The organism is Methylobrevis pamukkalensis (assembly GCF_001720135.1).
In the GTDB taxonomy this organism is placed as follows: domain Bacteria; phylum Pseudomonadota; class Alphaproteobacteria; order Rhizobiales; family Pleomorphomonadaceae; genus Methylobrevis; species Methylobrevis pamukkalensis.
The window spans coordinates 1-12,970 of sequence record NZ_MCRJ01000116.1; the positions used below are offsets into that span (position 1 = coordinate 1).

The window sequence follows — 12,970 nt, forward strand, 5'->3', positions numbered from 1 at the left end:
ACGCCTCTGCTGCTGCTGTTCCTGCTGCTGGGTCTCGCGCTGCTCCTGACGCGTCTTTTCGCGTTCCTGCTGGCGCTTCTCCTGCTGCTGGCCCTCGCGCTGCTGTTCACGCTGCTTCTGGCGCTCCTCCTGCCGCTCCTGCTGGCGCTGCTCCTGCCGCTCCTGCTGACGCTCCTGCTGGCGCGGCCGCTCCTGGCGTTCCTCGGCCGGCTTCTCCTGGCGCTTGGGACGCTCCTGCTGGGGCTCGCCGGCCGGCTTTTCCTGCCGCTGCTCGCGGCGCTGCTCCTGCTTCTGCTCCCGCTGCTCGCGGCGCTCCTGCTGGCGACGCAGCATCTCCTCGGGCGAGAGGCCGCCGCCTTCGGCGGCCTGCGCAAGAAGAATCGGCGTGTCGAGCCGGGCAGCATCAGCCGGACCGGCCATCGTATAAGTCGGCAACAACACGCTTGTCGCGATGCCGATCAGAAGTGCGTTCCTAAGGACCTTCATTTCTTTCCTCACTCGTTATTACGCGCTGGCAGTCACAACGCGATCCCGAGCCATCTGGTTCCCTGAATTGGAACGAAATGAGGCAGATAGGTGATATTTTTATTTTGCGAGGTCGTTCAGCGGCCGTTCAGTTTCGAGCATCTATTTTTCCAGCGGAGCGTCGTCGCGGCTCCCCCATTCCGCCCACGAACCGTCATACAGCGTCACGGAGCGAGCCCCCGCGACATCGAGCGCGAGAAGGGCGAGGGCGGCCGTCACACCCGACCCGCAGGAGGTGATCACCGGCCGGCGCAAATCGACCCCCGCGTTTGCGAAGACTTCTGCAAGCTCCTCGGCCGGGCGCAGATGGCCGTCGGCGACGAGACTCGTGAACGGCACATTCAGGCTGCCCGGAATGTGGCCCGATTTCAGCCCGGGCCGCGGCTCCGGCGAGGCGCCGCTGTAACGGTCGGCGGGGCGGATATCGACGACCTGTGCCGCCTTGCTGTCGAGATTGGCGAGCACCTCGGAAAAATCGCGCACCGAGGCGCTGTCGAGTCGGGCGGTGAAATGCCGGGGCGAGCGTTCCACCTCGCCGGCTTCGACCGGATGCCCTGCGGCGATCCACGCCGGCAGGCCGCCGTCGAGCACGACCACGTCGCGCGCGCCCATCACCTTGAACGTCCACCACACGCGCGCGGCCGAGAACAGGCCGAGCGCGTCGTAGACCACGATCTTCTGCCCGTCGCCGATGCCGAGCGCGCGCATGCGGCTGGCAAACTTCTCCGGACGCGGCAGCATGTGCGGCAGCGACGACGAGGTGTCGGCGATCTCGTCGATGTCGAAGAACACGGCGCCGGGAATGTGCCGCTCCAGATATTCCAGCCAGCCGTCGCGCCCGAGCGGAGGCAGGAACCATGTGCCGTCCACCACGACGATGTCGGGGGCACCGAGATGGTCGGCGAGCCAGTCCGTGGATACGAAATGCATGTCCCTGCGATCTGTCGTCATGGGGTCCTCCCGGGATCCGCCGCTGTCAGGCCAGAGGCCCGAAGCGCAGCCGGACGCGGCGGTTGATCCTGCCTTTTTTCTCGATCTTCGCGACGTGGACCTCACCGATCTCCGACGTCGCCTTCACGTGGGTTCCGCCACAGGGCTGCAGGTCGAGATCGGTGCCGATCCTGACCAGCCGCACCCGTCCGCTGCCGGTCGGCGGCTTCACCTTCATCGTCTTGACGAGGCCGGGATTGGCGGCAAGCTCCTCGTCGGTGATCCACTCTGTCGTCACGGCATGATCCTGCGCCACATGCGCCATCACCGCGGCCGTGATCTCCTCGCGGTCGAGCCCGCCCTCCGGCAGGTCGAAGTCGAGGCGGCTTTCCTCCGCGCCGATCTGCCCGCCGGTGACCGGATAGGGCAGCACGACCGACAGAAGATGCAGCGCCGTGTGCATCCGCATCAGCCGGTAGCGCGGGCCCCAGTCGAGGTGCTGCACGATCGTCTCGCCGGGCAGCGGCTGGCGCGCGCCCTCGGGCAGAAGCAGCCGCACCTCGGACTTCGCCGCGTCGCCGTAGACGGCGCCGGTCACGGTGGCGGTCTCACCATCGGCAAATTCGATCCGGCCGGTGTCCCCCGGCTGGCCGCCGCCGGTCGCGTAGAAGATCGAGCGGTCGACGAGCACGCCCTCGGGGCCGACCTCGAGGACCACGGCCTCGGCGGTGGGCAGATAGGCGTCGTCGCGAAACAGCATCTCGGTCATGGGATATGCCTTCCTGTCAGCGGTCGTCGCGGACCTTGTCACTCGACCGGCAGGTAGGGCGGCACGATCATGCTGTCCTTCGTGAGAAAAGCCGGGACGGGAAGGTTCTTCTCGGCAAGGAAGGCCGGATTGAACAGCTTGGAGGCGTAGCGGTTGCCGTAGTCGCACAGGATGGTCACGATCGTGTGCCCCGGACCGAGCTCACGGGCCATGGCCATCGCGCCGGCGATGTTGATGCCCGACGAGCCGCCAAGGCACAGGCCCTCGTGCTCCAGAAGGTCGAACACGATCGCGCAGGCGTCCTCGTCGGCGATGCGGCAGGCAAAATCGACCGCCAGACCTTCCAGATTGGCGGTGATGCGGCCCTGGCCGATGCCTTCGGTGATCGACGATCCTTCGGCCTTGAGTTCGCCGGAGGTGTAATAGCTGTAGAGCGCCGCGCCGAAGGGATCGGCGAGACCGATCTTCACCGACGGCTTCAGCGCCCGCAGTCCCTCGGCGACGCCGGCCAGCGTGCCGCCGGAGCCGACCGCGCAGATGAACCCGTCGACCTTGCCCTCGGTCTGATTGAAGATCTCCGGCGCCGTCGTCTCCACATGGGCGCGGCGGTTGACGACATTGTCGAACTGGTTGGCCCAGATTGCGCCATGCGGCCGGGTCGCGGCAAGCTGCTCGGCGAGCCGGCCGGACAGTTTCACGTAGTTGTTCGGGTTGCGGTAGGGGACGGCCGGCACCTCGACGAGTTCGGCGCCGAGCAGCCGCAACGCGTCCTTCTTTTCCTGGCTCTGGGTCTCCGGAATGACGATCACGGTCTTCAGGCCGAGCGCGTTGCCGACCATGGCCAGACCGATGCCGGTGTTGCCGGCCGTGCCCTCGACCACCGTGCCGCCGGGCTCGATCAGGCCGCGCTTCAGCGCGTCCCGGATGATGTGGAGCGCCGCGCGGTCCTTCACCGACTGGCCGGGATTGAGGAATTCCGCCTTGCCGAGGATCTCGCAGCCGGTCGCCTCCGAGGCGGCCTTGAGGCGGATGAGCGGCGTGTTGCCGATGGCGTCGAGGACGGTCCCGGTCATGTCGTTCCTGTCAGGGTTGATCGGCATTCGCCAGGGCGCGATGCCGGGTCCGGGGCAGGGTGCCCCAAGCCTGAAACATCGGCGGAACCTAGTTGCTTTTCGGTCGGCTTTGAAGCCTGCTTTCGCGAGGCTCACGAACAAACACCGATCATGGTCCGCCATTGATCCGATGTTGCCATACCTGCGTAGAACCCGTTAGATCGCCCGGACCTCACGCTTTGGCGCGAGTACCGGCAGGGACGGGACGTTGTTCGGGAAATTGATGCATGTTGCCTCTGAGGGCTGATGACGTTGATGTGCTGCTGGCCGGCTATGCGACCGGCAGCCTGCCGGCGCCGCTTCACGTACTCGTCGATACGCATCTGACCCTGCGTCCGGAGAATCGTACCTTCGTCGCCGGGCTGGAATCCCTTGCGGGCGAGACCATAGAGGCGATCGAGCCGATCGATCTGACCCGCCGCGACCGCATGCTGTCCGCCATCCTGGACACGCCGCGGGCACCGGCGGTCACCCGTGGTGGAACGGGGCCGTCACGCTTCCGCCGGCCCTGCGGCATTTTGCCGGGGGCGACGTCGCCGACCTTGCCTGGAAGACCGTTCTCCCCGGATTTCGTGAGGCGAAGCTCGGCGAATTCGACGGCTGCAAGGCGAGCCTGATCTGGATTCGCGCGGGCCATGGCGTGCCCGTCCACACCCACCACGGCTGCGAGGTCACGCTTGTCGTCGAGGGCAGTTTCAGCGACGTGCGCGGCCGCTTCGTGCCCGGTGACATCGACATCGCCGACGACAGCATCGATCACAAGCCGGTTGCCGGCGCCGAGGCCGACTGCATCTGCTTTGCCGTGTGCGATGCGCCGGTCAAGCTGACCGGCCGGTTCGGACGGCTGCTCAATCCGCTGATCCGCGCGTGACCGGAGCCGCGCGCCGGCGCGGCCTCAGGCCTGATCCTTGATCTCCTGGAAGGCGGCCAGCGCCCGCTGGCGCGCCGCGTCGTGATCGACGACGGGCTCCGGATAGGTCTTGCCGAGGCGGACGTCGGCCCTGCGCCGGACGTCGGACGGGGCCTGCCACGGCTTGTTCAGCCACTTGTCCGGAAGACCGGCGAGTTCCGGCACGTGATCGCGGACATAGCGCCCGGCCGTGTCGAACTTCTCGCCCTGCAGAATCGGATTGAAGATCCGGAAATACGGCGCCGCATCGGCGCCGGAGCCCGCCACCCACTGCCAGCTTGCCGCGTTGTTCGCCGGATCGGCATCGACCAGCGTGTCCCAGAACCACGCCTCGCCCGCGCGCCAGTCGATCAGCAGATGCTTGACGAGGAAGGAGGCGACGACCATCCGCACCCGGTTGTGCATCCATCCCGTGCGCCACAGCTGCCGCATGCCGGCATCGACGATCGGATAGCCGGTCTGCCCCTTCTGCCAGGCGGCAAGGGCGGCGGGATCGCCCTTCCAGGAGAAGCCGTCGAACCGCGGCTGGAAGTTCTGCTGCCCGAGATCGGGGAAATGGTAGAGCAGGTGATAGGAAAACTCGCGCCAGCCGAGCTCGGCGAGGAACTTTTCCACCGAAGCGTCCGATCTGCCGCCGCCGGCCGCGGCGGCCGCATGCCACAGCGTCACCGGGCTGATCTCGCCGAAGGCGAGATAGGGCGACATCATCGACACCGCGCCGGCCGCCGGCTCGTCGCGCTGCGCCTTGTAACGCGCAAGGCCGTCGTCGAGGAAGGTCTCCAGCCGCTCCCTCGCGCCGGCTTCGCCGGGCGTCCAGGTCTTCGCCAGCCCGCCGGACCAGTCGGGCTTCGTCGGCAACAGGCCCCAGTCGACCAGACGGTCGCCGGTGACGTCGAGAGCCGGCGCTTGGCGCGGCTTTGGCACGGGCAACGGCGACCGCGGCGTGCCGATGCGCTCGCGGGCGGCCTTCCAGAAGGGCGTGAACACCTTGAACCAGCCGCCGTCGCCCTTCGTCACCGCGAAGGGCTCGATCAGAAGGCTGCCGTTGTGACTTTCGACTTCGACGCCCTGCGCCTTGAGATCCGTGCGCAGCGCCGTGTCGATCGCGATGCCGGCCGCCGTGTAGCGGCGGTTCCAGTGGACCTGTCGCGCACCCACGGCCTCGACGACCTCGGGCAGGACCTTGCCGGCCGGGCCGCGCCGCAGCAGCAGCGGGATGCCGATGGCCTGCAGGTCGATGGCCAGAGCCTGCAGGGAATGATGCAGCCACCAGCGCCGCGCGCCGCCGAGGGGGCGGATGCCGGGAGAAACGTCGTCGAGAATGTAGAGGGCGACCACCGGGCCGTCGTCGCGGCAGGCTTCGCTGAGGGCGGGATTGTCGGACAGTCTGAGATCGTCGCGGAACCAGACGATGCGGACGTCCGCTCCGGACGCCGGATGATCACTCATGCCAACCCTTGCCTTCACGCGGCATCATCGTCGCGCCGTTGCCGCCGCCGACATCATGCTGGAGGGCACGAGACATTCGCGGGACCTGTTTCCATGAAGGAAATACGACGGGAGGAGGCATCGGATCACCCCATGGGCGAAACCGCCGGGTTTGACGAGGCCGGCAGGCTCTTCGGGACTTCTGCCCCACCGCCGTCCTCGCCGGGCGTGACCCGGCGACCCAATGGCCGTGCGGCATCCCCCGCCTTACGAGAACACGACGAATTCGACCAGCGGGATAGATCGCTGTCCGCCGCCAGGCTATCGGGTTGCCGGGTCAAGCCCGGCTGTGACGAGAGAGAGGTTGCGAACGATAACGCGCCTCCGTTCTCGCCGCTCCTTGCACCGCATTCGCGAAGGGGCATCCGCAGGGCTGGCTCCATGTCGCGCAGTCCCGGGTGTGGCATCAATGATGCTGCAGCGACCCACCGGCAAGACGATAGGCGCCGTCCGGCGTCACCTCGAAGATCTCGTCGATCTGCGGATGGCGTACCGGCAGGCCCGTGTTGTCATGAACCAGGTTCTGCTCGGAGACGTAGGCGATGTACTCCGTCTCCTCGTTCTCGGCGAAGAGATGGTAATACGGCTGGTCCTTGGACGGACGCGCCGCTTCCGGGATCGCCTGATACCACTCCTCGGTGTTGGAGAAGATGGGATCGACGTCGAAGATCACGCCCCGGAACGGAAAGACGCGATGCTTGACGGTGTCGCCGATCTGGAATTTGGCGGTCCTGATCTTGGTCATGGTCCTGTCTGGTCCGACTGCCGGCTCCGCCCGTGTAACGGGGCACCGGTCTCCTGCGGGCGCAGCGATGGCATCGGACGGACGAGATGTGATAGTCGGCTTCTGGCCGGACCGGTCCATGTCGCTCATCTGCTGCGAGCTGTTCACATGTGCATTTCGATCCTAGCAGGAATATCAGGACTGGCAACCGCGGCGGCGCAACACACATTGTCTGCGGCGGAAAGACAGGACAGGGACAAGCAATGACCAGCGCAACTGTTTCGGGCGCCTCTGGAGCCCTTGCCGAGGCAGCCGGTGACGGCCGCGTCCGACGCGACGAGAACGGCCGGCGCGCCGTGCGGCTCTGGCTGTGGATCGTCGCGCTCGGCGTGGTCGCCATGGTGATCGTCGGCGGCGCCACGCGCATGACGGAATCCGGGCTGTCGATCACCGAATGGAAGCCGATCCACGGGGTCATTCCGCCGCTGTCGCAGGCCGAATGGGACGAGGAGTTCCTGAAGTACCAGCAGATCCCGCAGTTTCATCAGCTCAACTCGGACATGACGCTCGACGGCTTCAAGACCATCTTCTGGTGGGAATGGGCGCACCGGCTGCTGGGCCGGCTGATCGGCGTCGTCTTCCTCGTGCCGTTCCTTGCCTTCGCCGCGCGCGGCTGGATCCGCCGCGACATGCTGCCGCGCATCGGCCTGCTGTTCGTCCTCGGCGGCCTGCAGGGCGCGATCGGCTGGTGGATGGTGGCGAGCGGCCTGTCCGAGCGCACCGAGGTCAGCCAGTACCGGCTCGCGGTCCATCTCACGCTCGCCTGTTTCATCCTGATGGCCACCGTCTGGATCGCGGAAAGTTTCAGAGGGCCGGGCCGGGTGTCCTTTGCCGAGCCGAAGGCCCTGCGGCGGACCGCCAAGCTCCTTGTCGGGCTCATCCTCGCCCAGATCTTCCTCGGCGGCCTTGTCGCCGGCCTCAGGGCCGGGCTCGTCTACAACACCTGGCCCCTGATGGACGGCGCGCTGATCCCCGACGGGCTGATGTTCATGTCGCCCGGATGGGTGAACTTCTTCGAGAACCATCTGACGGTGCAGTTCGTCCATCGCTGCGGTGCCTATCTTCTGCTCGCCGTCGCCGTGTTCCATGTGCTGCAGGTTCGGAGCCAGGCCCTCGATCCGGCCTCGGTCCGCCGGGCCGTGCTGGTGCTGGGCGCGATTCTCGTCCAGGCGATCATCGGCATCGCGACGCTGGTGATGGTGGTGCCGATCGAACTCGGCCTGCTGCATCAGGGCGCGGCGGCGATCGTGCTGATCATCGCGACGATCCACGCTCACCGGCTTTCGGAACGTCCCGCTGCCGGCGCCGTGATCCGTCCGCACGCCGCCATCAAGACCGCGTGAGGCCACGGCTTAGCCGTTGCAGGGCGCCCGCAGCGGTGGATCAATGCCGGCCACCGGGCCGCGACGAGCCCATATCCGGCGGAGGCGGGCGGTTCACGCTCCGGCCTTCGCGATCGGGAGGAACAGCAATGCGATCATATCCTGCGGCGGCAGCCGGCCTCATGGCCCTGATGATGCTGATGCCCGGCCAGGCCGAAGCGGCGGAGGCGAAGGCGGTGTTCGCCGGCGGCTGCTTCTGGTGCGTCGAATCCGATTTCGACCATGTGCCCGGCGTCCTCGCCACGATCTCCGGCTACATCGGCGGAAGCGGCGAGACCGCGACCTACAAGCAGGTCTCGGCCGGCGGCACCGGCCACTACGAGGCGGTCGAGATCACTTACGACCCGGCGGTCGTCTCCTACGAGACGCTGGTGCACACCTTCTTCCGCACGGTCGATCCGCTCGACCCGAGCGGGCAGTTCTGCGATCGCGGCGAGAGCTACCGCACGGCGATCTTCGCCGCCGGCAAGAAGGACAGGGCGGTGGCCGAGGCCGAAAAGGCCGTGGCCGAAAAGACTCTCGGCAAGAAGGTGGCAACACCGATCCTTCCGGCCGCAACCTTCTACCCGGCCGAGGACTATCACCAGGACTACTACCTGAAGAACCCGATCCGCTACAAATACTACCGGACCCGCTGCGGCCGCGATCAGCGCGTGCGGGCGATCTGGGGCGACGAGGCCCGCAAGGCGATCCCCGCGGGCTGACAGGTCAGCCGGCGATCTGCCCGGCCGTGGCTGAAACCGGAACGTGCGACCTCGATCAGGCCGCCGCTCTTGCCATGGCCGACGGCAGGAACTCGTCGACCGTGGCGTCGGCCATCTTCTCGACATAGGCGATGAAGTCGGCCGCGGGCAGCGGCTTGGCAAAGATGAAGCCCTGGGCGTAGGTGACCCCGAGCCCGCGCAGATAGGCGATCTGGTCCTCGCTGTCGACGCCTTCGGCGATCATCTTCAGGCCGAGCCGGTCGGCGATGTCGTAGAGGCTGTGGACGATGGTTTCCGACGTGACGTCGAAGCAGACGCGGTCGATGAACATCTTGTCGATCTTGATGATGTCGAAGCCGAGCTTCTGCAGGTAGGCGAGACCGCCGTGGCCGGTGCCGGCGTCGTCGAGCGCCATGGCCGCGCCCATCGCCTGGATCTCCTTGATGATCTGGTGCGAGAGTTCGAGGTCGCGCAGCGGATGCTGCTCGGTGACCTCGAACACCAGCTGGCGGAAGTCGATGCCGCTGCCCAGATAGGTCTCGCGAATCTCCGAGATGATGTCGGTGTTGTCGAAATGCGACGCCGTGAGGTTGATCGACAGCTTGAAGTCCGGGTGTCGCTCGTAGAGGGCCGCGACCTCGTCGACGGTCTTGGCCATCAGCTGGCGTGTGATCTCGCGGATCAGCCCTGTCGCCTCGGCATAGGGCAGGAATGCACCGGGCGGCACGATCGAGCCGTCGTCGCGGATCCAGCGCACGAGCACCTCGCAGCCGGCGACCTTGCCCGTCGTGAGGTCGATCACCGGCTGGTAGTAGGGATAGAATTCCTGGGCCGCGACCGCGCGGCTGAACTCGTCGCTGCCGTCGTTGTTCTGCAACGAGATCCACATGCCGACCAGCAGCGTGATGACGCCGAAGAAGATCGAACCGATCATCGCGATGTCGCGCAGTTCACGCACCGACGCCTGCATGGCCGCGGAAGACGCCGTGACGGTGACGAGGACAGGAAGCGTGCTCGATCGCGCCTTTTCCGCGATGACGTCGCCGGATGCGGCAGGTCCCGCTGCGACATCGCGTTGCCACCACAGCGACCCGTCGTCGAGATGCACGGTGATCGCCGTTGCCGCGAACAGGTTGGGATCGCCGGCCCGCATCTCGATCGCCTGCCGGTCGAGCCGGGCGACCAGCCGCATGTCGTTGCTGACGCGCAATGTGACGGCAAGCTGCGAGCCGCCGGTCTCGCCCGACAGGACGCTCAGCATGATCGACGCGTCGCCCGACGTTGTCGCCGGCAGCCGCGCGGGCGAGGCCAGCGATCCCATCGGCTCGCCGCAGAGCAGGACGCCTTCGTTGCTGGCAAGGCCGATCTGGCGCGTGAAGCTGGAATTGAAGGCCGCGTGGCCGAACGCCTGACGGTTCTCCAGCGAACACGTGTCGGCATTCGCCAGCTTGAGCTTCTTCATCACCGTGATCGCCTCGCCGATCATCTCGTCGGCGCGCTCGACATAGGCGACGGCCATGTCGCGCAGCGCGGCACGCCCGTTCGCCACGGCGTGATGCGACAGGACATATTCCGAGATCAGCATGGGCACGGTGACGACGGCGATGGCTGGTGCGATCACCCGGATCCAGCGAAGAAATTTCGGACTGATCATGGGGTCTCGCCGTGCGGGAACAGGTCTTCCGTCGATCTTTATGCTGACCGGTCGGTAAACGCTGCGTGAAGCTGGTGCTTCCGGCCTCCACCTTCGTGACCGGCGACCTCCGCGCCCGCCTCAGGCGACGGCGGGGTGACGATGGCGCGTGCCGGGGAGGGGCGTCGGGTGGGGCACCCGCAGCGGGGCGATCAAGGCCTGCAGATCCTCGTCGCCCTGCTCCACGTTGCGCCGCGGGTCCTCCGCGCGGCGCAGGAGGGCGATGAACTCGTTGCACGGCACCGGGCGGCCGAAGAGGTAGCCCTGTGCGCGCTGGACGCCGTGCTCGCGCAGGAACAGGAGCTGCTCGTAGGTTTCCACGCCCTCGGCCACCACATCCATCTCGAGATGCCCGGCGATGCTGACCAGCGAATCGATGAAGGGCGAGGCGGCGTCCTCGCTGGTGATCGCGTCGACGAACACCTTGTCGATCTTGATCGTGTTCATGCCCAGCTGCTGCAGGTTGGCAAGCCCGCTGTGTCCGGTGCCGGCATCGTCGAGCGCGACCTTGATGCCGAGCGCCTGCAGCTTGCGGATGACCACCTGGGCCCGCTGGATGTTGGGCAGCGGCCGCCGCTCGGTCACCTCCACGGCGGCGTGCGAGACCGGCAGGCCCGCCCTGTCGAAGCAGGTTTCGATCGTGTTGACGATCCGGAAGGAGTCGAAGTGCCGGTCGACGAGGTTGAAGCCGATCTTGAAGCCGGGGCGCTCCAGACAGACCTCCTTGAGGTCGAGCGGAGCCTGCGCGATCAGGCGGTCGGTGATCTCGAGGATCATGCCGCTCCGCTCCGCGCATTCGATGAATTCGGACGGCGCGACATGTCCGCCGCCGGCCGTCTTCCACCGCACCAGGACCTCGCAGCCGTCGACCTCGCCGGTCCGCAGGTTGACGATCGGCTGGAAGAAGGGAACGAAGGCGCCGGCCTTCAGGGCGCGCCGCATGCGGCTTTCCAGGCTCGTCGCCCGTCGTTGCAGGAGGCCGCCGCCGAAGGTGGCGAGCACGGAGCACAGGACGCTGCCGAGCGCCACGAAGATCATCATGCTGTCGTAGGTGTTCCACGTCAGCGCGAAGGGCGTGGTGACGATCCCGCACAGCGGCAGGCGGTCGGAGCAGACCCGCGCCTCGATGATCTCGCCCGTCGCCGGGGCCGCGGCGGCAAGACTTTCCTGCGAAGCCACGACAACGGCGGCGTTGGCGAGGCTGCCGAATTCGAGGACAGCGGAGGTCTCCTGGCGCTGGCCGGCCGGGATCAGATCCACGGCAAGGGTTTCCGGCGTGACCAGCACGCCGACCTTCGGCCGGTCCGGCGGCTGATAGGCGATGAGGGCCGTCCGCCTGGCGATCGAGGAGGCTTCGACGACCGTGAGCGTGACCGAATCGCTGATCGGGATGGGTTCGGAGATCGGCGCCGACTCGCGCTCGCCGAGTTCGGTGCAGAGGAAGGCCCCGCGTTCGTCGAGGGGCCCGACATTCTTCACAGTGTATGACGCATACTGAACCCGGCGCAGCATGGCGACGGTGTCGGGCGTGCAGGCGAAGCCGCCGATGGCCGCGATCCGCCGCAGCTGCGACAGCGAGTTGTCGATCACCGTCTCCGCGCGGGACACCATCTCCGCCGAAAGCGCGCGATTCTGCGCAGAGGCGCGTTCGCGGGCGTCCGCCATCAGATAGGCATAGCCGAGGACCGCCGGCAGCAGGGCGCCGCTGCAGGCGAGCACGATGATGACGGCCGGCTGGAATTTGCGGAACAACAGATCTCTCCTTGCCGGACAGATCGTACCAATCCGTGGTGAATGCCTTCCTAACAGCTTGATCGAAAAGGACAGGCCGAAAACCCCGATCCAAGCGGGCTTGCAGGCCCTGCATGCAGGACGGCGGGAAGCTGCAGAATATGCATGGATCGCACACAACGGGCAGCAGCCGGGCGCCGATGCCCGAGGCTCGCGGCGTCGCTCAGAACAGGCGCTGCAGCACCTTGATCGTGTCGCCCGGACGAACCTTCTGGGTCATGGCCAGCCGGCCCTGCAGCACCTTGCCGTCGATCGTCCGGGTGATTTCCACGTGGCTGGTGTCGCCGCGGGGCGAGAAGCCGCCGGCGATCGCGATCGCCGTCTCGACCGTCATGTCGTTGACGTAGGTATACTGCCCCGGCGTGCGGACCTCGCCCATGATGAAGAATGGCCGGTACTGGTCGACCTCGACCGAGACGTTCGGATCGCGCAGGAATCCGCCGCGCAGCGCTTCGGCGATGGTCGCCTGCAGCTCCGGCGTGGTCTTGCCGCGCGCCGGGATCGACCCGATCAGCGGCATGCTGATGTAGCCGCTCTGGTCGACCGCGAAGCTGTTGGAGAGATCCTGCTGGCCGAAGACGATGACCCGCAGACGATCGCCGCTGTCGAGGCGATAGGGCAGATCACCCGCCGGGTCCGCAAGCGGCTTCGGCGAGCCGGCGACGCAGCCGCAAACCATCAGAGCGATCAGGGCGGTCGACAAGGCACGGGACATTCGCACGAACTCCCTCGTGGCAGTCCTCCGTGCATAGCCATTCATGGTTAACAAATCGAAAACACGACAACCGGAACGGGGTGATGCGTGCCCGATATCGGGATGATCCCGCCTGCAGAAGGTCGCCGGAACCGTCATCACCGGCATCTCCGGCTCAGGAGTGTGGG

Annotated in this window: 13 protein-coding genes; 5 read left to right on the plus strand and 8 right to left on the minus strand. The window is 66.8% G+C overall.

The window, feature by feature from the left end; translation table 11 throughout:
* Positions 1–552, plus strand: a 552-nt coding sequence (locus A6302_RS23145; protein WP_210183362.1) for a hypothetical protein, incomplete at its 5' end; no start/stop codon positions are given.
* Between the two features lie 75 nt (positions 553–627).
* On the opposite strand, the gene sseA is transcribed toward A6302_RS23145, so the two are convergent.
* The 3 genes from sseA to A6302_RS16535 are packed head-to-tail and all read right to left on the minus strand — an operon-like array spanning position 628 to position 3,297.
* On the minus strand, positions 628–1,476 hold the full coding sequence (sseA, locus tag A6302_RS16525) for a 3-mercaptopyruvate sulfurtransferase (RefSeq protein WP_069307963.1): 849 nt from the start codon (positions 1,474–1,476) through the stop codon (positions 628–630).
* A 25-nt stretch (positions 1,477–1,501) separates the two neighbouring features.
* Positions 1,502–2,224 carry an alanyl-tRNA editing protein gene (locus A6302_RS16530; RefSeq protein ID WP_069307964.1) on the minus strand — a complete coding sequence of 241 codons (723 nt, stop codon included), beginning with the start codon at positions 2,222–2,224 and terminating at the stop codon, positions 1,502–1,504.
* 38 nt (positions 2,225–2,262) lie between these two features.
* On the minus strand, positions 2,263–3,297 hold the full coding sequence (locus A6302_RS16535; protein WP_141703868.1) for a cysteine synthase A: 1,035 nt from the start codon (positions 3,295–3,297) through the stop codon (positions 2,263–2,265).
* A gap of 266 nt (positions 3,298–3,563) precedes the next feature.
* Here A6302_RS16535 and A6302_RS24750 point away from each other — a divergent pair, with 266 nt between their 5' ends.
* Both A6302_RS24750 and A6302_RS16540 read left to right on the plus strand, forming a co-directional pair.
* Positions 3,564–3,953 carry a cupin domain-containing protein gene (locus A6302_RS24750; protein WP_245294111.1) on the plus strand — a complete coding sequence of 130 codons (390 nt, stop codon included), beginning with the start codon at positions 3,564–3,566 and terminating at the stop codon, positions 3,951–3,953.
* Positions 3,845–4,207, plus strand: coding sequence for a cupin domain-containing protein (locus tag A6302_RS16540; RefSeq protein WP_245294112.1), 363 nt, complete (start codon positions 3,845–3,847; stop codon positions 4,205–4,207). Before A6302_RS24750 ends, A6302_RS16540 begins: the two co-directional genes overlap by 109 nt.
* Positions 4,208–4,231: 24 nt before the next feature.
* Here A6302_RS16540 and A6302_RS16545 read toward each other — a convergent pair whose 3' ends face one another.
* A complete protein-coding gene (locus A6302_RS16545) occupies positions 4,232–5,695 on the minus strand; it encodes a cryptochrome/photolyase family protein (RefSeq protein ID WP_069307966.1) in 1,464 nt (487 codons plus the stop codon).
* A gap of 445 nt (positions 5,696–6,140) precedes the next feature.
* Complete coding sequence (hspQ, locus tag A6302_RS16550) at positions 6,141–6,479, minus strand: heat shock protein HspQ (protein WP_069307967.1); 339 nt, start codon at positions 6,477–6,479, stop codon at positions 6,141–6,143.
* A gap of 242 nt (positions 6,480–6,721) precedes the next feature.
* Here hspQ and A6302_RS16555 point away from each other — a divergent pair, with 242 nt between their 5' ends.
* Entirely contained in the window at positions 6,722–7,861 is a 1,140-nt protein-coding gene (locus A6302_RS16555; RefSeq protein WP_069307968.1) for a COX15/CtaA family protein, read from the plus strand.
* A gap of 128 nt (positions 7,862–7,989) precedes the next feature.
* Positions 7,990–8,604, plus strand: a complete 615-nt coding sequence (msrA, locus tag A6302_RS16560) for a peptide-methionine (S)-S-oxide reductase MsrA (protein WP_069307969.1) — start codon at positions 7,990–7,992, stop codon at positions 8,602–8,604.
* Between the two features lie 55 nt (positions 8,605–8,659).
* On the opposite strand, the gene A6302_RS16565 is transcribed toward msrA, so the two are convergent.
* The 3 genes from A6302_RS16565 to A6302_RS16575 form a co-directional block, all read right to left on the minus strand.
* Entirely contained in the window at positions 8,660–10,258 is a 1,599-nt protein-coding gene (locus A6302_RS16565; RefSeq protein WP_069307970.1) for an EAL domain-containing protein, read from the minus strand.
* 120 nt (positions 10,259–10,378) lie between these two features.
* A complete protein-coding gene (locus tag A6302_RS16570; RefSeq protein WP_069307971.1) occupies positions 10,379–12,049 on the minus strand; it encodes an EAL domain-containing protein in 1,671 nt (556 codons plus the stop codon).
* Between the two features lie 202 nt (positions 12,050–12,251).
* Positions 12,252–12,803, minus strand: coding sequence for a polysaccharide biosynthesis/export family protein (locus A6302_RS16575; RefSeq protein ID WP_069307972.1), 552 nt, complete (start codon positions 12,801–12,803; stop codon positions 12,252–12,254).
* Positions 12,804–12,970: the final 167 nt, after the last annotated feature.